This window comes from Flavipsychrobacter stenotrophus (assembly GCF_002954265.1).
Classification (GTDB): Bacteria; Bacteroidota; Bacteroidia; order Chitinophagales; family Chitinophagaceae; genus Flavipsychrobacter; species Flavipsychrobacter stenotrophus.
In genome coordinates, this window is record NZ_PPSL01000004.1 from 472756 (window position 1) to 498573 (window position 25818).

The 25818-nt window shown below is 44.4% G+C and carries 21 protein-coding genes; 9 read left to right on the top strand and 12 right to left on the bottom strand.

Annotation, left to right across the window (positions count from 1 at the left end):
- Positions 1 to 33: 33 nt before the first annotated feature.
- Positions 34 to 2547, bottom strand: a complete 2514-nt coding sequence (locus CJD36_RS16485; RefSeq protein ID WP_105040289.1) for a cation-translocating P-type ATPase — start codon at positions 2545 to 2547, stop codon at positions 34 to 36.
- 104 nt (positions 2548 to 2651) lie between these two features.
- On the opposite strand from CJD36_RS16485, the gene CJD36_RS16490 reads away from it, so the two are divergent.
- The 3 genes from CJD36_RS16490 (at position 2652) to CJD36_RS16500 (ending at position 4664) form a co-directional block, all read left to right on the top strand.
- The gene (locus tag CJD36_RS16490; protein WP_133162678.1) at positions 2652 to 3014 is read left to right on the top strand and encodes a SpoIIAA family protein; all 363 of its coding nucleotides are present in this window, start codon (positions 2652 to 2654) and stop codon (positions 3012 to 3014) included.
- Between the two features lie 95 nt (positions 3015 to 3109).
- Complete coding sequence (locus CJD36_RS16495; RefSeq protein ID WP_105040291.1) at positions 3110 to 3532, top strand: response regulator; 423 nt, start codon at positions 3110 to 3112, stop codon at positions 3530 to 3532.
- 34 nt (positions 3533 to 3566) lie between these two features.
- Positions 3567 to 4664 (top strand): DNA topoisomerase IB, encoded by a 1098-nt coding sequence (locus tag CJD36_RS16500; protein ID WP_105040292.1) that lies wholly within the window; start codon positions 3567 to 3569, stop codon positions 4662 to 4664.
- A 78-nt stretch (positions 4665 to 4742) separates the two neighbouring features.
- On the opposite strand, the gene CJD36_RS16505 is transcribed toward CJD36_RS16500, so the two are convergent.
- From CJD36_RS16505 to pyrR, 4 genes are all read right to left on the bottom strand, one after another.
- A complete protein-coding gene (locus CJD36_RS16505; RefSeq protein ID WP_105040293.1) occupies positions 4743 to 5168 on the bottom strand; it encodes a hypothetical protein in 426 nt (141 codons plus the stop codon).
- Between the two features lie 109 nt (positions 5169 to 5277).
- Positions 5278 to 5664, bottom strand: coding sequence for a GldL-related protein (locus CJD36_RS23040; RefSeq protein ID WP_133162679.1), 387 nt, complete (start codon positions 5662 to 5664; stop codon positions 5278 to 5280).
- A gap of 16 nt (positions 5665 to 5680) precedes the next feature.
- Entirely contained in the window at positions 5681 to 6613 is a 933-nt protein-coding gene (locus CJD36_RS16515; protein WP_105040295.1) for an aspartate carbamoyltransferase catalytic subunit, read from the bottom strand.
- Positions 6614 to 6701: 88 nt separating this feature from the next.
- The gene (pyrR, locus tag CJD36_RS16520; RefSeq protein WP_105040296.1) at positions 6702 to 7247 is read right to left on the bottom strand and encodes a bifunctional pyr operon transcriptional regulator/uracil phosphoribosyltransferase PyrR; all 546 of its coding nucleotides are present in this window, start codon (positions 7245 to 7247) and stop codon (positions 6702 to 6704) included.
- A gap of 145 nt (positions 7248 to 7392) precedes the next feature.
- Between pyrR and CJD36_RS16525 the strand changes: the two genes are divergently transcribed.
- The 5 genes from CJD36_RS16525 (at position 7393) to CJD36_RS16545 (ending at position 12867) form a co-directional block, all read left to right on the top strand.
- On the top strand, positions 7393 to 7815 hold the full coding sequence (locus tag CJD36_RS16525; RefSeq protein WP_161499348.1) for a hypothetical protein: 423 nt from the start codon (positions 7393 to 7395) through the stop codon (positions 7813 to 7815).
- Positions 7816 to 8013: 198 nt separating this feature from the next.
- Positions 8014 to 8394, top strand: a complete 381-nt coding sequence (locus CJD36_RS16530; protein WP_105040298.1) for a hypothetical protein — start codon at positions 8014 to 8016, stop codon at positions 8392 to 8394.
- Between the two features lie 185 nt (positions 8395 to 8579).
- Complete coding sequence (gene mrdA / locus CJD36_RS16535; RefSeq protein ID WP_105040299.1) at positions 8580 to 10595, top strand: penicillin-binding protein 2; 2016 nt, start codon at positions 8580 to 8582, stop codon at positions 10593 to 10595.
- A 25-nt stretch (positions 10596 to 10620) separates the two neighbouring features.
- A complete protein-coding gene (rodA, locus tag CJD36_RS16540) occupies positions 10621 to 11943 on the top strand; it encodes a rod shape-determining protein RodA (protein ID WP_105040300.1) in 1323 nt (440 codons plus the stop codon).
- Positions 11944 to 12120: 177 nt separating this feature from the next.
- Positions 12121 to 12867: an MBL fold metallo-hydrolase gene (locus CJD36_RS16545; protein WP_105040301.1), complete on the top strand. Its 747-nt coding sequence runs from the start codon at positions 12121 to 12123 to the stop codon at positions 12865 to 12867.
- Between the two features lie 85 nt (positions 12868 to 12952).
- Here the strand turns inward: CJD36_RS16545 and CJD36_RS16550 are convergent, their stop codons facing one another.
- Together CJD36_RS16550 and CJD36_RS16555 are read right to left on the bottom strand one after the other, a co-directional pair.
- On the bottom strand, positions 12953 to 13792 hold the full coding sequence (locus tag CJD36_RS16550) for a 5'-nucleotidase, lipoprotein e(P4) family (protein ID WP_105040302.1): 840 nt from the start codon (positions 13790 to 13792) through the stop codon (positions 12953 to 12955).
- A gap of 64 nt (positions 13793 to 13856) precedes the next feature.
- Positions 13857 to 14852, bottom strand: coding sequence for a LuxE/PaaK family acyltransferase (locus CJD36_RS16555; RefSeq protein ID WP_240609372.1), 996 nt, complete (start codon positions 14850 to 14852; stop codon positions 13857 to 13859).
- A 20-nt stretch (positions 14853 to 14872) separates the two neighbouring features.
- On the opposite strand from CJD36_RS16555, the gene CJD36_RS16560 reads away from it, so the two are divergent.
- Positions 14873 to 15331, top strand: coding sequence for a hypothetical protein (locus CJD36_RS16560; RefSeq protein WP_105040303.1), 459 nt, complete (start codon positions 14873 to 14875; stop codon positions 15329 to 15331).
- A gap of 58 nt (positions 15332 to 15389) precedes the next feature.
- Here the strand turns inward: CJD36_RS16560 and CJD36_RS16565 are convergent, their stop codons facing one another.
- From CJD36_RS16565 to mnmA, 5 genes are all read right to left on the bottom strand, one after another.
- On the bottom strand, positions 15390 to 15818 hold the full coding sequence (locus tag CJD36_RS16565; RefSeq protein WP_105040304.1) for an SRPBCC family protein: 429 nt from the start codon (positions 15816 to 15818) through the stop codon (positions 15390 to 15392).
- Between the two features lie 5 nt (positions 15819 to 15823).
- Positions 15824 to 21916 carry an FG-GAP-like repeat-containing protein gene (locus CJD36_RS16570; protein WP_161499349.1) on the bottom strand — a complete coding sequence of 2031 codons (6093 nt, stop codon included), beginning with the start codon at positions 21914 to 21916 and terminating at the stop codon, positions 15824 to 15826.
- 162 nt (positions 21917 to 22078) lie between these two features.
- The gene (locus CJD36_RS16575) at positions 22079 to 23722 is read right to left on the bottom strand and encodes a S8 family serine peptidase (RefSeq protein WP_105040306.1); all 1644 of its coding nucleotides are present in this window, start codon (positions 23720 to 23722) and stop codon (positions 22079 to 22081) included.
- A 6-nt stretch (positions 23723 to 23728) separates the two neighbouring features.
- On the bottom strand, positions 23729 to 24502 hold the full coding sequence (locus CJD36_RS16580) for a hypothetical protein (RefSeq protein WP_105040307.1): 774 nt from the start codon (positions 24500 to 24502) through the stop codon (positions 23729 to 23731).
- A 161-nt stretch (positions 24503 to 24663) separates the two neighbouring features.
- Positions 24664 to 25770 (bottom strand): tRNA 2-thiouridine(34) synthase MnmA, encoded by a 1107-nt coding sequence (gene mnmA, locus CJD36_RS16585; protein WP_105040308.1) that lies wholly within the window; start codon positions 25768 to 25770, stop codon positions 24664 to 24666.
- Positions 25771 to 25818 lie beyond the last annotated feature (48 nt).

Here is a 25818-nt window from a genome sequence, read left to right on the forward strand (position 1 = left end):
TACCGAAGATAAAAATTTCCCAATTGAAATTTGTTAGTTAGCTGGCTTCTTACTAATAATCCTCTTCCGCCACTTTACAGCTTCATACCAGATCACAGATAATGCGCCAATGCCAATACTTGTGCCTGCCTGCGCCGGTGTGAGGTAGCCAAACTTGAAAAAGTTGCTTAGTGAAGGGACATAGATAAGCGCCACTGCAATTGCCATGGTTATGCCAATTATCAACCAGACCAGATTGTTTCTATACCTGATGGTAGTGAGTATTGAATAATAGAATGAGCGGTTGATCAAGGTAAGCAAAATGTTTGCAGACAATAATGCCGTGAATACCATGGTACGGGTTATTGGTTCATTATAGCCCTGATGTACTGCATATTGATAGGTGGTGAGCGTGCCGGCTGTAATGAGTAGTCCCTGTAGTAAACTTGTTGCCAGTTCGCTCCAGTTGAAGAATGTTGTTGCAAATGGGCGTGGCTTAAGTGACATGGTATTCTTTTCCATGGGTTCATTCTCATAGATGATAGAGCATGTTGGCCCCATTATCAGCTCCAGGAAAATTATATGTACCGGGGAAAAGATATTGGGGTATATCCAACCCAATGCCAATGGTATAAATACGGTAAGTATAATGGGTATATGAATAGAGATTATATACTGAATGGCCTTTTTGAGGTTGGTGTATATCTTACGTCCTATAGCTACTGCGTCGACCATTTTAGAAAGGTCGTCTTCCATGAGAATGAGTGATGCTGCGTGTTTGGCAATTTCAGTACCTTTCTTCCCCATAGCAATTCCAATGTGCGCCGCTTTTAAGGCGGGCCCATCATTTACTCCATCGCCTGTCATGGCTACAATTTCGTTGCGGGCTTTCAGCGAGTTTATGATCCGCAGTTTTGCTTCCGGGAACATGCGGGTAAATATATTGGTTGTTTCTACGCGCTCCTCAAGTTCGGCATCTGAAAGGGCCATTAGTTCATCGCCTGTAATACTTTGTTCAGAACCCTTAAATCCTATTTGTCGTGCAATAGCGCCTGTGGTAGCTGCATTGTCGCCGGTTACTATTTTTACCGCTATGCCTGCCTTATAAAATTCCTGTAGTACAGCTGCTATGTTCTTTTTCGGAGGATCATAAAATGCCACCATACCCATAAATTTGAATTTGTAATCCTGCTGTTGTTCGGGACAGTTGTTACCCTGCATGGATGTTACTCCCACAGCCAGCAACCGGTATCCTTCCGCAGCCATTGAGTTGATGGCGGTGTGTATATTCTGTTTTTCGGTGTCCGAAAGGTCTGCTACTGCCATTATAGCCTCCGGTGCGCCCTTGGCAGCTATAATGCGGTTGCCTGCCTTGTTTTCATGTATATGAGTCATCATAGGCGGTTTGCCGCCCAGCGGATATTCATGGATCAATTTGTAGTCGGGGCGGTCATCAACCTTTGCAGATCGGGCATAGGCGTCGTGCAGTGCTATTTCCATCGGGTCGAAGGGAATAGGCTCGCTGGCCCACATAGCCAGTGTGATCAATTCTTTTTCTTCGTCATTCAGTGTTTCCTCGGGAGTGATCGTCTTGTTGGCGGTAAGTGTGAAGAGACGCGCTAGTGTCATTTTATTCTCGGTGATAGTACCTGTCTTGTCGGTGCAAATAACGGTGGCACTACCCAGGGTTTCCACGGTTTTCATTTGCTTTACTACAATTCCCATCTTCATCAGCCGCCATGCGCCCATAGCCATAAAAGTGGTAAATGCTACCGGTATCTCTTCCGGCAATATGCTCATGGCTAATGTAAGCGCTTTGAGCAGGCTATCCAGTATACTGCGTGAATGATAATAGTTAATGCCCCAGACCACCACAAATACTATTGCGCCAATGATCACCATCTTCTTGACAAAATTGGTGATCTGTAATTCTAAAGGCGTTGGCTCGTCTTCAATGCTTTCCAGGCTTTTGCCTATTTTACCTAGTTTAGTCTTATTGCCAATAGCCGTGATCTCTACTATTGCCAGTCCACTTATCACTGAAGTGCCCCTGAACACAAGGTTATTCTCACTTGCGTGATCTTTGTAAACCGATAAAGATTCTCCCGTGAGAATAGACTCATTTACTGAAAAATCGTTGGAATGAACTATGGTGCCATCGGCCGCGATAGCGCCGCCTTCTTCGATCATCAGGCTGTCGCCTATGACTAGTTCTTCACTACCTATTTCGATCACCTCGCCATTGCGTATTACTTTGGCGTTGGGTTGGGTGAAACTTTTTAGTTTGGCCAGGGCATCCCGGCTTTTTGCATCCTGGTACAGGGAAATGGTGGCTACCAGAACAATGGCGAATGTCAGAAACGCACCATCACCAAAATCACCGCTTATGAAGTAAATAGAAGCAGTAATGATCAGCAAGATGACCATCGGCTCTTTAGCCAGGCTTTTAATAGCATCAATTATTGTATTTTCCTTCTTGTAGTCAAGCCTATTAGCACCGTTCTTATTTCTTGATTCGATTACTTCATTATTACTCAACCCTTTTATTTCGGTATTGTTAATTATCATAAGTGGCTGATTTTGTATGGGATCCCATTGCTGAAATTACAACAAATAGCGTGCCCCTGCCGTGGCATAGAAATTATTGCAGCCTAAAATACAAAAAGCATTTTATGATAGAACAGATGAAAGACCTGCCGGCCAATGTGGTTGGGTTCAGGGCAACCGGAAAGATAACTAAAGAAGAATTTGACACGGTACTGATACCTGCAGTTGATAAAGTTGCTGATGCTACCGGAAAGATCAACTATCTGTTTGTACTGGACACAGATGTAAGCAATATGAGCGCAGGTGCATGGTATGATGATATGAAATTAGGATTAAAACACCTGCTGCAGTGGCGGAAGATAGCTATTGCCAGTGGCCAGGATGGCGTAAATAGGGCAACCGATATTGCGAAACATGTGATGCCAGGAGAAGTAAGGTCATTTACGCTGGGTGAAATAGACGAGGCTGTCAATTGGCTGTCTATATAAATTTTTCTGTCTATTTGGTTGGTTGATAGGTATATATATATTCTCCTGTAATCATTCGGGTATATTAGTCTACCTTTCACCGCTAACGGTATATCATGAATAAAAATGGTCCAATAATAGTAATTGAGGATGATCTTGATGATCAGCATTTGTTGATAGAGATATTTGCTAAACTGGGTTATGCCAATGAAGTGCACTATTTCATGAACGGATATGAGGCATTGGATTTTTTGAACCGAACAGACATTCAGCCATTTTTAATTCTATCTGATATCAATATGCCTAAGATCAACGGATTTGAACTGCGGTATAAAGTGTTCAACAATGAAGAATTGAAAATGAAGTGCATTCCTTACCTGTTTTTCACCACCGGGGCTAATAAGCAATCTGTTGTTGAAGCCTATGCCATGTCGGTGCAGGGATTTTTTAAGAAGCCGGGATCGCTGGAAGAGTTTGAAAGTACCATAAAAAAGATCGTTGAATACTGGAAGGAATGCATAGCACCGAATGAATACTAGCTGAAGGCACGAATTTTTTAGGGTTATTAGCATTATGCGAAAAGTTACCCAAACAGATAGCAAAAACGAGTTAACCCTTCCTGCAAAAAAGCTGGCGGCCCTATTTAAGGATGGGGAAGGAAGTGCAGAGGTGGTGAACCTGGTATATGTGAGTGATAGTGAGCCGGGTATAACACGGGAAAAGGAGGGGTCTGACTTCGTTTACGTGTTTAAATACCGGGAAGTTAAAGATAAAAACGTACTAAAAAGGATAAAGCAACTTGTACTTCCTCCAGCCTGGGAGAATGTGTGGATCTGTGTTAATCAGGATGGGCATCTGCAGGCAACTGGTATAGATGCAATGGGTAGAAAGCAATACCGCTATCACGCTATGTGGAATGCGGTGCGCAATGAAACCAAGTTTCACCATCTGTATGAATTTGGTAAGGTGTTGCCACAGATCAGGGAGCGACTTCATAAGGATCTTTCGCTATCGGGTTTACCAATGGAAAAGGTGTTGGCTACAATAGTGTCGCTTATGCAGTGCACCTGTATACGCATTGGCAGTAATGCCTATGAAAAGCTATATGGTTCTTATGGATTAACAACTTTGAAAGATAAGCATGTCAGTTTTTCGGGCGCTACCATGGAATTCAAGTTTAAAGGGAAGAAGGGTGTGCTGCATGATATATCTATGCATAACAAACACCTGGCCCATATTGTAAAGCAGTGCCAGGATATACCCGGAAAGGAGCTGTTCCAGTTTCTTGATGCTGATGGCAAGCATCATAAGGTAGAGTCGGGGATGGTGAATAATTATATAAAAGAAATAAGCGGCGGTGAGTTTACCGCTAAAGATTTCAGGACATGGGCGGGGTCGCTGCACGCCATAGAGGCGTTTATGGAATTGGGTGATGCTGAATCGGAATCTGGCTTGAAGAAGAATGTAGTGGCAGCACTGGATAAGGTAGCCGAACATTTGGGTAATACTCGTATGGTGTGCAAGAAGTATTATGTACACCCTATTGTAATAGATCATTACATGAACAAAACTATAAAGAAATACTTTGCGAAAGCAGAGAAGAAAAAGGATTGTGATACATCTTCATTACTTAGTGCAGAAGAACAATTGCTGATGGATATGATAAAATAATTTGACAATTTTTACTGAATAAAAAAACGTGGCATACTTTCAAAGTGTGCCACGTTCCTGTATTATTGTTGTAGATAATTATTCTCCCTTATTTTTTTCCTGTGCTTCGTGGTTATCGCCGCCAAGGCTGTAGTAGTTGTTTTCTTCATCCTCTTCGCCTAAGGCTTCGTTTTTGTCGTCATCCTCACTTCCCGGTACGTCCAGATCGCTGCCCGACAGGTTGCCGGGAAGCGTTGCTTCATTGAGCGGATCTCCATCTTCATCGACATTATCTAAGATAGACTGCTGTAAATTGGCAGCATCGGTAGTGTCCATATTATTTTCTGTGGCATCCAGTATTTGCAGGTCATCAGCAGATACATCTGCATCATTATCTGTTGCTGTAGGTGCATTAGGTGTAGCATCTCCGGCCTCTTCCTTTAGGGTTACTTTCCCGGCATTGTTAGTGATGTCTTCATTGGCAGGGTAGTGTGGATACCCGGGAAACTGTTCGTTCTTGTCCATGGTGGTTTGTTTTTATGGAGTGTTACAAAATCGTGCCTAAAGAAATGGCTCAATAGCTTAATGGCTCAATGCAGTAACATGAAATTTGCCGAATTGGGAGAGGTAATTACTAAACATCAATAGAATCGAACTTAATGTGGTCGTACCTGCCACGTACATTCAGGAATTTCTTTCTGCCGTTTCTTAAATAAATGGTTCCGATTATAAAAAATGGCAATAACAAGGGTAAGGATGTAGTAAAGAAACCTAGAAAGGCAAGACTTGTGATGATGACCAGTATTATCAGCGGAATTCCCCACAGCAATTTTGTGCTTAAAGATGCCTTACGGGAACCGAATATTTCAATTGCCATTATTATCATACATACCATCTCAATGGCCGTGCCTGTCACAGAGCAATACAAACCACCTGGCCAGTGTTGTATTTTGAATAAAGCACCTACAATGAGAAAGGAAATGCCAATGTAGAATGTGCCAGGAACCACTCGGGTTTTCATAGTGTATCGTTTTGGTCTATTCGTTCATGTCTCTTTTCCCAGACAGCAGGTAGATGACTGCCATACGGATGGCTACACCATTTTCAACCTGATTGAGGATGATGGATTGTTTGCTATCGGCAACATCACTGTTTATTTCCACGCCGCGGTTTATGGGGCCCGGGTGCATGATCACTATGTCTTTCTCCAGGCTATCGAGCATTTGCTTGTTTACGCCATAGTAGAGTGCATATTCGCGTAGGGTAGAGAAGAGCGGCTTGTGCTGGCGTTCCAGCTGTATACGCAGCACGTTGGCTACATCACACCATTCCAAGGCCTTCTTCACGTTGTATTCCACCTTTACACCCAGTGATTCTATGTGTTTAGGTATCAGCGTGGGAGGGCCTGATACGACTACCTCGGCACCAAGTTTATTCAAACAGTATATATTGCTCAGTGCTACGCGGGAGTGCATGATATCACCCAATATGGCCACACGCTTACCTTTTAAGTTGCCCAATTGTTCCCGCATAGAATAGGCATCCAGCAGGGCCTGTGTGGGGTGTTCATTTGTTCCATCGCCGGCATTTACTATGCTGGCATCTATATGCTGAGCCAGAAACCATGGCGCTCCGCTGGCAGAGTGGCGCATCACCACCATATCTACCTTCATAGCCAGAATGTTATTGACCGTATCTATCAGCGTTTCTCCCTTGCTTACAGAAGAGCCAGATGCGGAGAAGTTGACTACATCGGCACCGAGGCGTTTTTCGGCCAATTCAAAAGAAAGACGCGTACGGGTAGAGTTTTCGAAAAATATGTTGGCAACGGTAGTATCCCGAAGGGTGGGTACTTTCTTAATAGGCCGCTGTAATACTTGTTTAAAATTATCAGCCGTCTGAAATATCTGTTCAATATCCTGAGCATTCAATTCTTTGATACCTAACAGATGTTTTACCGATAGCGCCATTTTTCTTTTTTTTCAGTTGTGGTGGTTGTCAGCTTTTTCCGATCAGCCACCGGTTATGCAATAAAAAAACAGGAATAAATATCCTGTTCTACTTAATTTCAGTATTCTTTTCAATCAATACCACTTCATCTTTACCATCTTTTTCATCCCAGTATACTTTCACTTTCTGGGTAAGAATAGTATCAACGGAATAGCCTACATAGTCGGGCTGTACCGGTAATTCTCTGCTGAAACGCCTGTCTATAAGTGTGAGCAGCTCTACTTTCTTGGGGCGGCCAAAGTCTATCAGCGCATCCATAGCCGAGCGTATGGTACGGCCGGTGTAGAGCACATCATCGATGAGGATTACGTTCTTATCTTCTATGCTGAAGGAAATATCGGTATGAGATGGCACCTGAATATTAGTCGTGTGCACATCATCGCGGTAAAAGGTGATGTCGAGCAGGCCGTAATTAATATTGTTATTGCCACTGATCTTTTTTACCAGCCTGGCAATGCGGTCGGAAAGGTAAATGCCCCTGGGTTGAATGCCTATCAGCACGGTGTCAGCAAAAGACAGGTGGTTCTCTACCAACTGGTGTGCCAACCGCTGCAGCGTGATATTCATATGGGTACTGGATAGCAGGGTCTTCAATGATTGCTGGTTTTAGGGTCAAAATTAAAAATCTCAGCGGGATTATTCTGAATTATTTTTTGAAAAATGTTTTTTGCTACTTTACAAAATAGGATAAAGTGGTACTTTCGCGGCGTGAAATGAGTGAGTTATGAATAGTTCTGCCATGCCGGTACAAAATATAAATGATTTTTTTGAAATATATGCTAATGCTCTTGTGCAGCACAACACAAAAGGCATGGCCTACCTGCATCATGTTCCGTGTACTATGCTATCGGACGATGCTACAACGATATTTAGTGATGCCAGTAAGCTAGAGGGCTTCTTTAACCAGGGAATGTCTTTTTACAGGCAATTTGGTATTACCCATGTGCGCTCGGATGTGTGGAGCTCGCAGCAACTCACAGATAGAATTTGCAAGGTGAAGGTGTTGTGGCAGTATATGGACGCGTTCAAGCAGCCTATATACAACTGCGATTATCACTATGTAATGAAGCTGGATAAGTACAATACTTGGAAGATCATTCTCTCTGTATCGGTAAATGAGAAGGAAAGAATGGAAGAGTGGAAGAGCAAGAGCGAAGGTTAAGTTGAGAGCGGGTCTGGGAGCGGAGAGCGGCTGCCGTGACATAGAGCGTGTGGCCGTATGTGGAAGCAGTGTAGTAATATACAAAACGAATACGCCCCGATGATCCGGCCGGGAGACCAGCAACCGCTAAGACGTAGTCAGTGACTACTTCTGCCATCAAGAATGTTTTAAGTTTGTTTGATAAAATATTAAAAAACCATGCTGAATAAGCGCACAAGTTCGTTCCAGGTGTGGGTGTATATAGCCTACGGGTTCTACTTCCTGGTGGGGCTTGCCTGGTTTTTAATGAGCCTGCTGAAGGGCGGGCGTTTTAACATTTACCCGGTCTTTATCATGGCTATTTTCGGGGTGCAGTATTACTACAAGCACCTTATAACCAACCTGGTACTTGGATTGCTGTCCTTGTTGTTATCTGTTTATTCTCTTCTTGAAGCGGTTAATCTCGCAGCCTATTACGCCAAGTTACGTCCACTTGAAATGGCGGACAGGCTATTGATCGCTTTGCCTGTAGTAGGCATCGTAATGTCCGGAATCCTGGTGTTCAGCTACATAAAGTTGAATCTGGACAGGAAGCTGTAATGGTGGACAACCCGTTTTTATCCTTTCAATTTCTTGCTTCCAAATGCATATTTGTACTAATTTGTTTTAGTTAATAAGTGTGTGAGTAAATAATTGGGTTTTGTATTAAAATTACCTTTTGCAATGCTGTTTTATTAATAGCTTTGTAATGAATTTTCCCCCTACTTTTTAAATAGTAAAATTATATGTCTTCAGCGGCAAACCCGCGTCAATATATTATTCAGATAATATTCCTTGGCGTGGCCTCGGTGATATTATTGCGCTTGTTCTTTTTGCAGAATTTCGAGTCGAAGTATAAGGTCATGGCCAATGATATTGCCATCTATAAAAAGGTGGTGTATCCTCCCCGTGGTGTTATATATGACCGCAAGGGCAAGGTAATGCTCTCTAATACTACTATCTATGATCTGATGGTGACGCCGAGGAATATGAAGAACTTTGATACCGCACAGTTTTGTGTGGCTATGGGTCTTGATCTGCCGGGCTTTCTGAAGATAATGAAAGGTGTGCAGACACGTAATATCGATGTTCGCCAGAGTACATTTATGGAGCAGCTGAGTCCGGAACAGACGGCAAGGTTCCAGGAGAATGCATTTTCATTCCAGGGATTTGAGTTGGTAGAGCGTAACATACGTGAATACAAAAATGCTACAGCAGGTATAGTGCTTGGTTATATAGGCGAGGTGTCGCTGGATATGCTGAAGAAAGATCGCTATGCATCTTACCGACAGGGTGACTATACCGGGTTGAGCGGGTTAGAATTGCAGTATGAGGAGGCTCTTCGCGGACAGCGAGGGGTACACTTTATGGAAAGAGACAAGTTCAATCGTCCGAAGGACCCTTACCGCAATGGTGCGCTCGATACCATGGAAATTTCCGGTAAATCTCTGGAACTATATATGGATGCCGATCTGCAATCTTATGCAGAGAAGCTGATGCAAAACAAAGTGGGCAGTGTAGTGGCAATAGATCCGCAAACAGGTGGCATTCTTACCATGGTAAGTAGCCCTTGTTATGACCCTAATTTATTGCGAGGAAGAGACAGAGCTAAGAATTACGGCGCACTTTATCGCGAAGCAACAAGGCCTCTGTTCAACCGTGCCACCCAGGCAGCCTATCCTCCGGGTTCTACTATTAAACCTATGACTGGGCTTGTGGCATTGAGTGTAGGCGCTATTACGCCTTCATTTGGGTTGGGCTGCTTCGGTTCGTATAACTATTGTGGCAGACCTATTGCCTGTGAGCACCATGATGCGGGCCACGCGGCAAACTTCCGTCTTGCTTTGGCGCACTCCTGCAACTCTTATTTCAGTCATATCTTCAGGATGACCATCGACTACAAGGGCTTTGGTAGCGTGAAGGTGGGTCTACAAAAGTGGCACGATTACTTCTCTGCCTGCGGTTTCGGTCGCCAGTCGGGTATAGATCTGCCATTTGAGGGTAAGGGATTGCTGCCCGATACCACTACCTATAACAAAATGTATCGCGGCGTTTGGAACTCCTGCACAGTGGTATTTGTGGGTATGGGACAGGGCGAGTTGGCGTTGACGCCACTACAGATGGCTAATAGTATGGCTATTATTGCCAATAAGGGTTTTTACTACATACCGCACTTTGTAAAGTCTATAGGCAAAAACGAAAACGATCCGCAACTTAAAAAATACCGCGAAAGAAAGACAGTGTTGAATATCCCCGATTCTTCATTTAGTGTGGTGCAACAGGCCATGCAGGATGTGGTAGAAAGCGGTACGGCCATAGGTGCAAAAGTAGATGGTGTTACTGTATGTGCTAAGACAGGTACGGCGGAAAATAAGGCGATAGTAAATGGCGCGGTGATCAAAATGGCCAATCACTCTATGTTTGTGGCATTTGCTCCAAGAGAGCATCCCAGGATAGCAATAGCGGTGGCAGTAGAAAATTCGGGATTTGGTGCTACGTGGGCAGCCCCTATTGCCAGCTTATTAATAGAAAAATACCTTAAGGATAGTGTGTCGGTAAAGAGAAAGGCAGTTGAAGACAAGATGTTTAATGCCAAGCTGATCAATAAATATGTATACACTATCGATTCGGCAATAAGGTTAAGGGATGCGAACAATTACGCGGCAAGAGTGGAACGGAAGAGAGCCGCGGAAAGCATGAAGAGAGCGCAGGATTCCTTAATGTTTGTAAGGTGGATGGAAAGAAGAGGAAGAAAAAAATAATAGAACAAGGTCAGGTTTTTATAATATGAGTCCAGTAAGAAAATCGTTGTTTTACCGTATTGATGGCGTGATGATCATGCTGTATGTGATCCTTGTGATAATAGGATTGCTTGCTGTGTTTTCCGTTGAGCACCGTAGTACCGACCTTACCATATTTATTGCTAACAAGAACTATTCAAAGCAGGTGATCTGGTTTGGATACTCTTTGTTTTTAGGGTTCCTTATATTACTTACTGATAGTAAGTTCTTTGCGTCCACAGCATTCCTTGGCTATACCGTAGGGGTTGTTGTGCTCATTCTAACCATATTTATTGGGGTCGATGTGAAGGGTTCCCATTCTTGGCTGGGGGTAGGCAGTTTCAGGTTTCAACCTGGTGAGGTATGTAAAATTTTTACCTCGTTGGCGCTGGCTAAATTTCTCTCTTTGCCAGAGACGAATTTTAAAACGTTAAAACACCGGTTGCTGGGTGTGGCGCTGGCCATGGGGCCTGCAGTTATCATCCTGCTACAAAATGAAGCCGGTCTTGCATTGGTTTACTTCTGTTTCTTGTTGGTGATGTATAGAGAAGGCTTGCCCAATGCAGTGCTTGTATTAGGCTTCTCACTTATTGCCCTGGTGCTGGGCACGTTGCTGGTCGATCGTAAGGTGTTCTTTATCATTCTTACTGTGCTTGCGCTGATCACTGCTTACTTGATGCGCTCTGCATTACGCCGCCGTATGGAACCAAGAATAATACTCATAAGCATATGGGCGGTGTGTATCCTCTTTTCGCAGCTGGCAGTACCAATGGTTTTCAAGCACGGTTTGAAGCAACACCAGATAGATCGTATCTACTCTATGCTGGGTAAGGAAGTACCTGTAGAATACAATAAGAATGCCGAGGAAGGTGATGAGAAAAAGGTAAACGCTTCGGAGTATAATGTACTACAGTCTAAGATAGCTATCGGTTCGGGTGGATTTACCGGCAAAGGATTTTTGAACGGCACATCTACTAAAAATCAGTTTGTACCCGAGCAAAATACCGACTTTATATTCACCGCAGTTGCGGAGCAATTTGGCTTTTTAGGGAGCTTCTTTCTCATAGGTATCTATGTGTCATTGATGCTGAGGATCATATTTGTGGCCGAGCGCCAGCGCTCGGCATTTACCCGTATATATGCCTACTGTGTAGCGTCAATATTGTTCTTCCACTTTGCTATCAACATATCTATGACCATCGGCCTGGCACCGGTAATTGGCATCACACTGCCGTTCCTCAGTTATGGTGGCTCATCTTTACTCTCTTTTAGTATCCTTATTTTCATACTCGTGCGACTCGATGCCGACCGGCAGGCGATGATAAGATAAGTCAAAAGTTAAAAGTGAAAAGCAAAAAGTATGGGCTTGTAAGATATTCGATAACATTCTTCATTAAGAAGCCCGCTTATATTACACAGATATTTTGTAAACATTTACATTTTCAGGTTTTGACTTTTGCATTACTATCACGCACTTTTTGGTTTTGACTTTTAACTTTTAACTTAAATGGCTACAATTTTCCCATTATCCGAAGGGCATTTTACAATAGGGCGCGATAAACAGTTCATTCCTTTTGATCTGGAGAATGATATCTTGAATGAACGCCCTACAGGGTCATTGTTGGTTGAAGTGCAGCCTTTCCTGGTAATTACCGACAAAGATGTAATAGTGCTGGATACGGGTCTGGGTTTTAAAAACAGCAAGGGTACACTAATGATACATGAGAACCTGTATGCCCGTGGATACGGCCCCGGTGATGTTACTAAAGTGCTGCTCTCTCACCTGCACAAAGACCATGCAGGTTGTATGACCTACAAAGATGAACAAGGCAACAATGTGCCTACCTTCCCCGATGCCGACTACTACATTTATAGCCCCGAAGCCAACTTCGCGATAAAGACAGGTACACCATCTTATTATCCGCAGGATATAGAGCCAATAATGACCACCGACAGGGTGAAATGGCTGGAAGGGGAAACCGGTATGATAGATGGTTACATTTCTTTCCGACACTCAGGTGGGCATTGTCCCGAGCATATAGTGTACATTATTGATGATGGTACTGACAAGGTATTTTTTGGTGGAGATGAAGCGCCACAGTTAAAGCAGATGAAAATGAAGTACGTGGCCAAGTATGACTACGATGGCAAAAGAGCAATGATGCTGCGCGAAGAATATGCGGAAGAGGGCAGAAGAGAAGGCTGGCAGTTCTTATTCTACCATGATGTGAAGACGCCTGTTGCAAAACTGTAGTGCGCGTTGAATAGACCGAAATACAAAACTAAAAGCGGCAATCCTTATGGATCGCCGCTTTTATATTTTGTTGAATGTTCTATTATTAATACTTCTTCAATGCTCTTACCCTTATAGCGTAAATACTATCAAGGCTAATGCTTTTTACTTCGGGATGTGCTTTGCGGTAGTCCATGTATAGTGCATTTTCCCAATCGCCATAGGTAGCATTAGGGAATACAATATAGCGGTCTCCCCATGCCATACGCAGACTGTCCGCTGCATGCTGGCGCACGTTCTCTGGTGCTTTATCAAATGCGGCATCCATATCTACAAGATTATCGCCCAATAGTGCTACTATCTTGTAGTTCTTCGCTATCTCTCTGCGGCGTTCTTCCTTGCTGCTGGTGGTTGTCTTTAGTTTAAAATGGTCTTCGCTTACCTGCGGAAAGCCCAGCCTTTTCATTTTTTCCATGGTCTTGGCCAGTGCCGCATTGCTACGGTTGGAAACATAGAATATGGTTACGCCCTTTTTCTCGGCATACTTAAAGAAGGTAACACTGCCCGGTACGGAATCTGCAACGGCATCATTGCACCACTTGTTCCATGAATCATCGGTATATCCATGCCCTTCCTCAAAACACCTTACCGCATAGCCACTGTTGTCAACAGCGGTTTCATCAAGATCAGTGATCACTGCCAGTTTTATATTCTTCTTCTTGCCCTTTGCTGCATCGTCTATTTTGTGCATGGCAATATTATAAGCCTGAAAGCAGAGTGCCCTGTATTCTGCAGCGCGCTGCTGGTAGATAACACCCATTACATTTTGTTCTACGGGCGCAGGTTTTACCATTTCAGATATAGCATGGCTAATGGGTTTAAACCCCACGATTGCTATAATAGAGAGGCCTGCAATGAAGGCGGTAATAGATATGCGTTTGCTCATGTGGTGTAAAATTATAAAACTTATTGCTGTTTCAGATCGTCGTGTTTTATGAAGATGTTATGTTTTACACCGCCATCAGGCTGCAGCCCCTCAGTGCACTGTGGTCCATACGGCCCATTACTTCAAAAGTTCCGTCTTCGTGCACTTTGCCAATATCTTCAGTGGCTATAAAAGCACATGAGTTGATATTGGCCAGGTCTATGATGTTTATACAGCCCGTGCCTGATGATGTTACATCAAGCGGGTCATTCACATCTCTTATCAATACACTCATTGTATTGGTAGGGGCATAGATACCATCGGCCATTGCATAGGCTTGTGAGAGGAGTTCGGTCATGCCGTATTCAGAGTGGACGGCATTGAGCTGCCATTGTTGTTTCAGGTAATCATGTACCTGTACGCGTGTCCACTCTTCTCTGCGTCCTTTCATGCCGCCGGTTTCCATTACAATTACATTGCGCAGGTCCATAGGGTGGTGTTCTGCAAAGTCGAGTAAGGCAAATGTTACGCCCAATAGTATCACTTTCTGCCCCTGGGCTATCAGCTGTTGTAATCTGGCCTGCAGCTCGTCCCATTCCTTAATGTAAAAGCCGTTATCGGGGTGCCCGCTTGCCTTCATCAGCTGTTGCGCCATGTATACCAAAGAGGCGTTCTTTCGCTCCAGATAAGAAGGGAGGAGCGCTAGTATCGCATAATCTTCAGGGCTTCCATATTGCAGGGTAAAACCGTGCATTAGTGATTGCTCATAAACAGCAGCCTCTTTTACATAGTGTTTAGAGGTTATTTCGCCGGTGGTGCCGCTGCTTTCAAACAGCAATTCTTCTTTGTCCCATATTTCTGTTTGTATGCGGTGAGATTTAAAGAAGGAGATGGGCAAGTAAGGAATTTGAGTGATCGTTTGTACGTCGTCTGCATTTACACGTAATGCATCGCAAAACTGACGGTACACAATATTATGGGTATGCTGGTAGTTAAATAGCTGTATAGCCGCATCGGCAAAGCCCGACGGGGTTATGGTGATGATATTTTCGGTATTTATTAACGAGTTTTTAATACTCACTTTCGTTAACTTTGGTTTATATGAAAATGTGGTTAATTGTTATGCTGGTTGGTTGCACTGTGCTTTTCTCTTGCGAGAAGAATACGATGTCAAAGATACCACACATAGTGCTTAAACAATTCGGCCCCGATTCAATAAGATCTAATTACGATACTGCTTACATATTATTCAGCTTTGCCGATGGTGATGCAGATCTTGCCAATGACACCTCATCCTCAGTTTACATAAAGGATCTGCGCTTTCCGGATGATGGCTATATCCGGTACGATTTTCCTCAAGTAGACCCGGGGATCGAAGATCCCAAAAAAGGTTTAACAGGATCCGGAGTCGTTCTTTTACTCGGTCCGCCACCTGTTCCCCGTTCAGATACCTTTCACATGCTCAACGGCGATACAACCTCATTTGAGATGTATATTACCGACAGGGCACGTAATGAAAGCAATCACATTACCACAGGGCAGTTGATCATAAGGCCATAGCTGAATTTGACAATTCGGCAATGCGCCTGAAAATTGTTACATGCCAGTATTATCTGGTTTAGCTTTCCAGGTAGTTTCTTAGGTTGGTATTGATGATCTCATTCCACCCGTTCTCGAAGCTTGTTCTTGAAAAATTAGTGTCGTAAGTCGGGAAGGTTTCAGTGCCCGAATGCACCAGTCGCAATTTCGTTTTGTCTCCTTCCTCGGGATGGATTTCAAAGGTTACATGCGAATCTCCTTCTACACCGTCATACTTCCAGTCATAGCCAATTTTCTGGTCCTGCACCAGGTCAGTGATCTTGCACTTATGCAGGTACTGCCGTTCAGGTGTGCCACCATAAAACTCAAATTCGGCGCCATACTCGGCAATGAAATCTTCGATATCAAAATACCAGTGCTTCATTTGCCTGTGATGCGTGAGTGCTGCCCACACTTTGTCTGCCGGGGCATTTAAAATTGCTTCAACTATTATAGGTGGTGTTTTCATGATGCTTATTTTGCTATTACAAATTTAACTGTATGCCACGCTTTCTTAGATACTACTGATAGCATGTATACGCCATTAGCCAGGTTATCTGATGTCATTTCTGTGGCCACATTAGTATGTACCGGAATTACACTAATGATCTGGTAAGCACTATTGGCAATAACTACACTTAATTCTTCATCAAGGCTTGATGATAGAAGTATGGTGAACTTACCACTATTAGGGTTGGGGTACAATTTAATATCCGTTATTTCGCCGCCCTGTGTTGATTCAAGAATGGTGATCGGATATACTGCTACCGATGAACCGCATGAATTGGTGACAGTATATTTTACCGTGTCCGGTCCTACTATCAATGCACCTAGTTTACCTACCGATGATATTACTGCTTTGGAGCCCTTCATACTCCATACACCACCTGTTGTTGAGTCTTTCAGCGTTACCTGCTCGCCAACATATAGCATTGAATCACCGGTGATCATTGCCACATAAGGTAATGGGTTCACCGTTATCTTCTTCAATACAGAAACCATGCCGCAGCCTGTACTTATTGTATACCTGATCGTGTCGCTGCCTGCTGAGGTGCCCGTAAGAATGCTGTCTGCCAGTGTTGTATGGGTGCCAATGTTGCTCCATACACCTCCTGCCACACTGCTTCGTAAAGTTATAGACTTACCAACGCAAACTGATGCGGCACTCGTTATACTGCCTGCTGATGGTGTCTGGTTGATAGTTATCTCTTTTGTTGCCACCATAGGGCATGTACCCAACGGGGTGTATTTAATTGTATCCACACCTGCTGAAACCCCTGTTACTACCCCTGTTGCAGACACATTTGCTTTTGCATTGGTTTTGCTCCAGGTGCCACCGGTTGTGGCATTGGTCAGTGTTATCATTCCGCCTGTGCATACGCTTGAAAGACCCGATATAGTATCGACCAGAGTGGTAGGATTAATGGTAATTTTCTTTATGGCAATGGCCGATCCGCATGAATTGGTTACTGTATACCTGATCGTATCTATGCCCGATGCTACACCGGTAACAATACTGTCGGCAGTGCTTACCAGTCCTATCAAGCTGCTCCATACGCCACCTGTTACGGATGCATGTAGTGTAGTAGATACGCCTATACATAAGGTGGTTGCACCTGTCAAAGTACCTGCATTGGGTAATGGTAAAACATCTACTATAGCTGATGCCGTGTCTGTGCCACAGCCTGTGGTTACTAAGTAATAAACGGTATCTGTACCTGCTGTTATTCCTCTAACGTCGCCATTCGCAAATGCCTGTGCTCTGCTATTGCTTACCTGCCAGGTGCCGCCGCTTACTGTATTGGTCAGGTTAATGGTGTCGGCCTGGCAAACAGTTGCTGGACCGATGATAGTGCCGGCTACCGGAGAAAGAGATACGACTATTACCTTGGTACCTATGGCGGTGCCGCAGCTGTTAGCAATTGTGTATGTGATCGTGTCAATTCCTACCGTTACGCCTGTAACAATGCCTGTAGACGAAATGGTTGCAGAACCATTGCTGGCCGTCCAGTTGCCTCCGGGTCCTGCAATGTTAACCAGCGTTATTGACGCACCGGTGCAAACAGCCGCCGGGCCGGAAATTACTGAAGCATTATATGTAGTGTCTACTGCCAATGGCAGGGTAGACTGGTATAAACCGCATGCCGTTGTTTTGGCATAGGTGATCGTTGCGGTACCATAACTAAATGCATGCAATGAACCTGTTGTATTTACAGATGCCACAATTGCATTACTGCTACTCCATGTGCCACCTGCGGAGGTGTCTGTAAGCGTTACCGTACTTCCTGCACATAGTGCTGATGGGCCGTTTATTGAACCTATAACATAGCCTGTGCCGGGAGTTACGGTAATGTTTATGGTGTCAAATGATGTATAACAACCTGTGGTAACCGCATAAGTGATCATAGCTGTGCCCGCACTTACTCCGGTAACAAACCCATTATCGTCAATCGTTGCAACAGCAGGTGCATTACTTGACCAGTTACCTGTTGTAGCTATCTCGTGCAACTGTAACAACGCACCGGCACACAATGTAGTCGATGAGCTGGTAATGGCTCTTACGGTGTCAGAGTTTTTTATGAATACATCAAATGCCACATAGTTGGTATCACCCTGAGCTATGGTGTAGTAGGATATTGTTGCTGTGCCCGTGGCTACACCGGTAACCATGCCTGTGTTGGTGATCGTGGCTATTGATGGCTGGCTGCTCAGCCATGTGCCGCCCGGTTGTGTATTAGAAAGCGTTGCAACAGTTCCTTTGCAGATGGTATCGCTGCCGGTAATTGTACCTGCCGGTGGCAATGGATAGTTTTTAAGAACAGCTACAGATGACGTAGTAGTACTAACAACAGCAAGGTCCGGTTTACCATCGCTATCTATATCACTGAATGCTACACCGCCTACATCAACTCCTGTATTAAAGCTCTTACGTGTGGCCAATGAACTTGCGTCTATTGCGCCAGTGCTAGCAGTATTGCGGAATATCGATACATTGTTGGCAGAATAGTTTGCTACTGCTATGTCGGGTTTACTATCACCGTCTACATCAGCAATAGCCAGGTCCTCAGGTGCTGTTTCAGTAGCAAACGTATTACCTGCTGCAAAAGACATTGAGCCCGCTGTAACATTGGTATTGCGGAATACGCTTATCGTATTGCTGCCACTATTGGCCACTATCAGTTCAGGTTTGCCATCGCCATCTATATCAGTAGCATTGATGCCTGCGGGCGATGTTTGCGTAGTAAGGGTAATAGTGTTAGAAAAGGCGGTAGTATTAAATGTGCCGGTGATGAAGTTATTATGCATCACATATATTTTCGTTGTGCCGTAATCGGAAAACGCAATATCTGGTTTGCCGTCATTGTCTAGGTCTCCGGCAAAGATCCTGTAAGGGAAAGCCGGACTTACCGAAGTGAAAATAGTTGATGTGAATGATGAACTGGTGATGACACCGGTGGTTGTTACATTGCGTAGCACAGATATCCAACCTGTGTTTTGATTGACAACAGCTATATCCGGTTTGCCATCACCATCAAAGTCTGCAATGTTCAGATCTATAGGCCCGCCGGTGGTACTTATGCTCACCGGAGATGCAAAGGAAATAACACCGGGAATTGATTGATTTTTGTAAATACTGATGGAGTTAAATCCAAGGTTGGCAACCAATACTTCCGGCAATCCGTCTCCATCCATGTCCGCTATTCTTGCATAGTGCGGGCCATTGCCGGTAACATATGTATTGGGTGTGGCGAATGATGCTGAAGTGATAGAGCCGTTAGTGCTGGTATTGCGATACACATACATGTTATTCGGACCGCTGTTTACCACAATCATGTCTGATTTACCATCTCCATCAAGGTCACCAAGTGTTACACCTACAGGCGTAGCACCGGCAGTAAAGTTCACTTTAGGTTTAAAGTTCACTGAATCAGGCATAAGGCCTGTATTGGTATAGGTAGGGTTGAATCTTGATGGCGAATAGCCGATTAGACCAGTTGCAATGTCTTGCACGATGATGTAATCGTGCATAGCATTAACAGGTATGGTAACTTGCAATGAGGTCGGTGTAGCAGCTACAACTGTAGCCTTTACTGCACCAAAGGACACTATATTATTAGCAGCAACAGGATTAAAATTGCTTCCTGTTATGGTTACTGAAGCCCCGGGATTGCCATATATCGGGCTAACCGAGATGACAGACGGAATTGGTACAACGGTAACGGTATCTAAAACGTAAGCCGATAAACCGCAAAAATTAGTGATCGTATAGGTGATAAATGTTGTGCCCAGACTAAGTCCGGTAACCACGCCACTTGTATTTACCGTTGCGATTGTAGGTGCATAACTTGTCCATACACCGCCTGATGTGGTATTTCGTAAAGTAACATTACGGCCCAATGGTATCATAGACGGGCCAGTAATAGCCGAGACTATGGGTGTGCCCGTTACTGAAATATTAGATCCATTGTTGGTGCCAAATACATTGACCACACTGTTGTTGGTCACCCTTACTCTATAGCCGGTGCCGGTTGGTGTACCCATCGGGATGGTAGCTGTAATAGGAGATGTAGTGCCTGTGCCGATGATGTTGGTGGTAAAGTCGTTGGTAAACGTGCCCGTAGGGCCGGACAGCTGCACATAAAATGGAGCACTAATAGGCCCCGTATAGGTAAAGGCCACACTCAGGAAATTATCTATGGTATTGCAATAGCCGCCATACGTAGCCGGGGTGGTGGTGATGGTGGCTGCAAGTGGTACTATTTCACCGGTACTCAACTGCGTTGCGCTGAAGGTGTTGCCACTGCCGTCTATAAATACAATTTGAGCACGTTGTGTAGCCGTTAGTCCTGTAGCATTGGTACCTATGAATATGCGACCCTTTGTGCCTGCTGTACTGTTCCATCCGCCTTTCCAGTTAAAGATGGTCAATAACTTACCTGGTGTCCAAATTATAGAGCTGCTGTTAGTAAATCTTATTGAGTGGAGTGTATCTATGCCAAGGTCTATAGTAGAGTTGTCAGCAAGTGCCAGTGTGCCAAAATTGAAAGTAAACGTTCTGGTAATACCATTCGTGCTTAGTGTTCCGCCAGCCAGTGTATCAGGCGATGAATTGGTTACATTAATAGCTGAAGACGGATTATACCTTACTTCTCCTAAAACGATCCTAAGGCCGCCGGAAAATGTGTTGGCTGCACTGGTAAGTATAAGTCTGCCGGTGCCCGTCTTTACTACTGAGCCTGTGCCGGTAATCGTGCTGGTTAATGTAGATGTACTTCCGCCGTATACCGTATTGCTGTTCTGGGCAATCGTCAGTCTGGTGCCATTAAGTATTACTGCATTATTGTTGTTGATACCTGTAAAACTGCTGCTGAGGCTGGTAATGGTTTGTGCTGCGTTATTAAAGCTGATAGAAGGATTTGAAGTAACCTGTGCCATCAGCAGATCTCCTACAGGTATAGATGAACCGGAATTTACAGTTATCCGTCCGCTGTTTATTTGTGTGCCGCCTGCCCATGCGTTGGCCGCTCCACTTAGCACCAGATTACCAAGTCCCGATTTGATCAACTGCCCTGTACCGGATATGTTTCCCATTACTGTAAGCGTTGTAACTGCTGAACCTGCAACGTTTATTCCCGCATTACTTGCCAGGTCTATATTGCCAGTCCAGGTATAATTGCTGTTAGCCAGATTTACCAGTGCACCTTTGCCGGTTGTTGTATAGGCATTGCCATTACCATTCAGATGGAGCAAAATGTTGTTGGTGTTATAAATGCTACCAGTTCCGTCTGCAAGGTATAGTTGACTGTTGTTATTGACAGTAATGTTATTTCCGGAAATGTTAGCGATGGCGTCTGTTGTGTCCAGTTCCAGTATACCACTTAGCGATCCATCGCTCATTCCTACTGTTATCCCTCCGGTAAATGTATTGGCGGTTCCCAGTCTTAATAATCCGCCATTCAAGCCGGTGTCTGCCGCGCCATCTCTTGTGCCACCTCCCAGAAAGGTGAGTGCAGCTGAGCCGCTGATAACATTACTGATGCTTATAGTATTGCCGATAGCTAATGTTGTACCCGATCCTGTAATTATTTTCTTAGTCCCGGTTCCAATGTTTATGCCTAGGGTACTTGCGCCTGCGCCTTGTTTGTTTTGCAGTTGTAGTCTGGCGTTCGCCGCTGCCAGGTTAGCCAGTATTACATTGGGTGTGCCATCTACAGTTGTGCCGGTTAAGGTAAGTATGCCAGGTGTTAAAGGTGAGTTGTTGCCTATGATCAGGTTGTTGCTTCTTAATGGAGATACATAAATAGCCCCAACAGTTACTGCGCCACTTGCCGTGTCCATATTGATGCCAATACCTGTAGTTGCAGAGGCTGGGTTAGCGTTAAATTGCGCCACCTGGGTAGCACTCGGAACAACTCCGCCTGTCCAGTTAGCGGGTGTTAGCCATGCGGTACCTGCAGGTGCAGACCAGATGACCTGTGCGTGAGAATTGAGGGATATTAAAACTAATAGGACTGTTAGGGAAAGCAGGGTAGCTTTATGATAGAAATTGTAGAAAATACGAGCCATTACAGAGGGTAATTTTAAAAAATTGAACAACACAAAGAGCACACGCACAATACTATCAATAAACATTTTATTTATGTTTAATATAGTAGTATTTAAATAGAATCAAAGATAATACTTTTTGTGGATTTGTCGGCTGCGGAATGACTGAAATGGCTAAGGTGACTAGTTTTTGACAAACTTAATTACTTGCTGCTGTGCGCCCGAATTTACCTGAAGCAAGTACATGCCTGCAGGCACTTTACTGATGTTGTAAGCAACCGGGCTGTTCAAGCCTTGCAGAAAATGATCGGAGAAGCTCGAAACTGTTCTGCCGGTCGCATCAACAATTCTGAAATCAACTACACCGGATACTTGCAGCCGGAGTGTAACAACAATATCGCTGCTGGTAGGATTAGGTGTAAGGGTCAGCAATGCTCCATTACCAGGTGTGGGTGTATCTACAATATTCAGCGCCTGTGCAGCACATTGAAAATTGGGTATGCCATAGCCAATCTGATTGCCGGGAGTGGTGTAGCGGCTGGCACATTGTCTTATGGCTTGTCTTATTTGTCCGGGGGTAGAGTGGGGCGATGCTTGCCACAGGCACGTTGCGAACCCGGCAATTTCCGGTGTAGATAATGATGTGCCTGAGGTGGAACTGAAGTCTGTGGAGTTAAAGACGGCAGCGTTTTGCCCCATTCCGCATACATCGGGTTTTATGTGCCCTGCGGCATTTGGTCCGTATCCGCTGTTGGTAGGATTAACACCGCTAACATCTACGCTGCCGATAGTTAAAGCACTGTCCGCATCACCCGGTGTGAGTATCTTTTGCCATGAATTATTGCCTTCATTTCCGGCAGAGGTAACGAATAAAATACCCTTTTTGGTGGCCAGGTTGGCGGCCTTAGCTACTACGGTCGTCTTGCCATCAAAGTCTGTAGCAAATACATAATCGTAGATCGGATCATCAAAAGTATTGTACCCCAATGAACTTGAGATAACGTCTGCACCCAGGCTGTCTGCACGTTCTGCACCGCTCACCAGGTTCAGCAATTCTATTGGTTGTTCCCCTGCATCTTCAGTAACATACAGCGCATAAGATGCCAGCGGAGCCGAGCCTACAAATGTATCAGGCACATAACCTGCCATGGTAGACAATACCTCTGTTCCATGATTGTCATAGTCAAATACCCATGATGTATCGTTAGTGAAATTATGCGCATCTACCAGGCGCCCAGAAGTGCGCATACTGTCGAATCCTCGGTGTGTATTAGTGGCTATATAACCACCATCTACCACTGCAATTATCTTACCTTGTCCTTTGTATCCCAGGTCGTGCAGGTAGTTGCCGTTTACAATTGATGTTTGCGGCCACGTAAGTCCATAGTAAGCAGCTCCTGAAGTGGTCTTGGCCTGCAGGTCATTGGTCTTTTGGTGCGCCCACTTATGCAAAGTACCTGTGTAGTAACCCACCAACTGAACGCTGCTGATAAACGTCTTGCCGCTCAGCGCATGTATTTGTGTAGAGTCATTGACCAGTATAACGCAGAAGTTGAACCACTTAGATACTGCATGGAATTTTCCACCTGTAAGCACAAGCACACTATCTACATAGGCGCGCGTTACAGGCAGGTCGGTACTGTCTAGTGCAATGCCGAAATTATTTCTGCGGGCCATAGCCCTGGGAGATAGAAATGTAAGGGAGTCGCTGAAAGTGAGTGTGCCGTTCTTATCCGTAAAATTTACCCTGTAGGCAAACTGTGTTGCCTCAGCTGCATCTGTAAGAAAGAGCAGGATAAAAAACGATAGGATCAGCTTTCTGCACATAACATTTTAGTTGTGATCAATGGCGCGCATTATTACCGTGTACCCCTTCACGCAGGTTGAATGATTGGGGTGGTAGATATAATGTGTCCATTCCTTATAAACCATACCCACATTGTAGCCATAAACTTCTTTGGCATAAGTGCGGTAAGCATATTGCGTAGTATCCAGCTGCGGATTGTAAACAGATTCGTTGTTCTCCAGAACGGTAACAGTATTATCAAAGTTCATAAAGCCGGTGTTGAATGAGCTGTAGACATTCTGATAAACGTAGTTCCAGTTATTAAAGTATGCGTAGTCAGTGTCTAAAACGGGTACCAGCGCATTGCCCTTCCATGTATTACCTTCCACAATAGGGAATTCAAGTCTGATGAACTGAACACCAATTTCTGAGAATATGAGGCTGTTAGTAGGGGTATTAGGTGGAGGGGTAGTGGTAGTAGGCGCAACAATTGCAGGTGTAATAGTGATCACGCGTGCTTTCTGCCATACTGCACCATCGTGCGGTCGGCTGAAAACATCCATGATGTAAGAAAGCCTCTTTTTGCTGTCGCGGAAAGTGTCGGTGATGGCATACTTCAACTGCGTCCTCGATTCTCTTTGGGTGCAGTTAGCATCATCATATATAATGGAGTCAACGTTATAAGTAACGGTTTTTCCAAACTGTAGAGGGAAGTAATTAAGGGTCTGATCGCCGGTGTTTGAATTAGTCTTTCTGCAGGAATAAAATGCTGTAGCGCACATTCCTATTGTCAAAATACTAAGTATGATCTTTTTTGTCATAAATCCCGTCTGAATATATTTAGCGTAAATTTAGTTAAAGAAGCGAAAATAACTATAATAAATCAAAAAACCATCTGATATTCTTTTAATCAGTATGTTAGTAACTATTAAGCCTGCACACATGGCGCAGGCTTATATTTTCGTTGTTTCAGATTATTCTTTTATTGAAACTGCAATGCTGGTGATTTGTGTATCACGCCACCACCTATCACATCATCGCCTTCATAAAATACTGCCGACTGGCCCGGTGCAATACTATTTACCGAATGGTCAAAAACAACTTTCACACCATCGTCAGTTGGCGTTAGGGTGCTTTCGCTACCAGGATCCTTATATCGGATCTTAGTAACAGCCTGCATAGTACCGGGTATTGCATCATATTTTATCATATTGATACCCTTCACTATCATTTCATTGGCCTCTAGTTCGTGCAACTCACCCAGTACTACCGTATTGGTCTCTGGTATAATATTGGTCACAAACATGGGCTTACCCAACGCTACCAATCCCTTACGCTGACCAATAGTGTAAAACGGGTAGCCATTATGTTTACCCACTTTCTTGCCGTCTGCCAATACAAAATCACCACCGCTCACCCTGTCTTCCAGTCCGTCCACATTCCTTTTCAGGAACCCGCGGTAGTCGTTATCGGGCACAAAGCATATTTCGTAGCTCTCCGCTTTTTTAGATAATTCCTTGTAGCCCATGTCATAGGCCAGCTGACGAACTTCGGTTTTCAGCATGTCGCCCAATGGGTATATGCTGCGGGATAGGCAATCCTGTCCCAGTCCCCAAAGCACGTAGCTCTGGTCTTTGGTAAGGTCTTTGGCTTTAGACAATACAAAGCGCTCATTCTCCTCACGTATCTTTACGTAGTGCCCTGTAGCAATATGGTCGCAGCCCAGTGCATTGGCACGTTTCAGCAACGCGGCCCATTTTATATGTGTATTGCAGAGCACACACGGGTTAGGTGTGCGGCCGGCTATATATTCCTCAACAAAATTATTGATCACGAAATCACCAAACTCCTCCCTGATATCCAGGATATAGTGCGGAAAGCCATGTTCCACAGCTGCCATACGGGCATCGTTGAATGAATCCAGGTTGCAGCAACCCGTTTCTTTCTTTCCACCGCCTGAAGATGCATAGTCCCACGTTTTCATGGTGATACCCACAACTTCATATCCCTGCTCGTGAAGCATAAGGGCACTGACAGTACTATCTATACCGCCGCTCATTGCCACTAATACCTTACCATTTCTACTCATAAGAGTGCAAAGGTAAGCATAACCTCTTTTTGATGAGTGTTAATATCA

Coding starts and splice junctions, on each gene's coding strand:
- CJD36_RS16485 (WP_105040289.1), bottom strand. CDS start 2,547: ATGATAATTAACAATACCGAAATAAAAGGGTTGAGTAATAATGAAGTA.
- CJD36_RS16490 (WP_133162678.1), top strand. CDS start 2,652: ATGATAGAACAGATGAAAGACCTGCCGGCCAATGTGGTTGGGTTCAGG.
- CJD36_RS16495 (WP_105040291.1), top strand. CDS start 3,110: ATGAATAAAAATGGTCCAATAATAGTAATTGAGGATGATCTTGATGAT.
- CJD36_RS16500 (WP_105040292.1), top strand. CDS start 3,567: ATGCGAAAAGTTACCCAAACAGATAGCAAAAACGAGTTAACCCTTCCT.
- CJD36_RS16505 (WP_105040293.1), bottom strand. CDS start 5,168: ATGGACAAGAACGAACAGTTTCCCGGGTATCCACACTACCCTGCCAAT.
- CJD36_RS23040 (WP_133162679.1), bottom strand. CDS start 5,664: ATGAAAACCCGAGTGGTTCCTGGCACATTCTACATTGGCATTTCCTTT.
- CJD36_RS16515 (WP_105040295.1), bottom strand. CDS start 6,613: ATGGCGCTATCGGTAAAACATCTGTTAGGTATCAAAGAATTGAATGCT.
- CJD36_RS16525 (WP_161499348.1), top strand. CDS start 7,393: ATGCCGGTACAAAATATAAATGATTTTTTTGAAATATATGCTAATGCT.
- CJD36_RS16530 (WP_105040298.1), top strand. CDS start 8,014: ATGCTGAATAAGCGCACAAGTTCGTTCCAGGTGTGGGTGTATATAGCC.
- mrdA (WP_105040299.1), top strand. CDS start 8,580: ATGTCTTCAGCGGCAAACCCGCGTCAATATATTATTCAGATAATATTC.
- rodA (WP_105040300.1), top strand. CDS start 10,621: ATGAGTCCAGTAAGAAAATCGTTGTTTTACCGTATTGATGGCGTGATG.
- CJD36_RS16545 (WP_105040301.1), top strand. CDS start 12,121: ATGGCTACAATTTTCCCATTATCCGAAGGGCATTTTACAATAGGGCGC.
- CJD36_RS16550 (WP_105040302.1), bottom strand. CDS start 13,792: ATGAGCAAACGCATATCTATTACCGCCTTCATTGCAGGCCTCTCTATT.
- CJD36_RS16560 (WP_105040303.1), top strand. CDS start 14,873: ATGAAAATGTGGTTAATTGTTATGCTGGTTGGTTGCACTGTGCTTTTC.
- CJD36_RS16565 (WP_105040304.1), bottom strand. CDS start 15,818: ATGAAAACACCACCTATAATAGTTGAAGCAATTTTAAATGCCCCGGCA.
- CJD36_RS16570 (WP_161499349.1), bottom strand. CDS start 21,916: ATGGCTCGTATTTTCTACAATTTCTATCATAAAGCTACCCTGCTTTCC.
- CJD36_RS16575 (WP_105040306.1), bottom strand. CDS start 23,722: ATGTGCAGAAAGCTGATCCTATCGTTTTTTATCCTGCTCTTTCTTACA.
- CJD36_RS16580 (WP_105040307.1), bottom strand. CDS start 24,502: ATGACAAAAAAGATCATACTTAGTATTTTGACAATAGGAATGTGCGCT.
- mnmA (WP_105040308.1), bottom strand. CDS start 25,770: ATGAGTAGAAATGGTAAGGTATTAGTGGCAATGAGCGGCGGTATAGAT.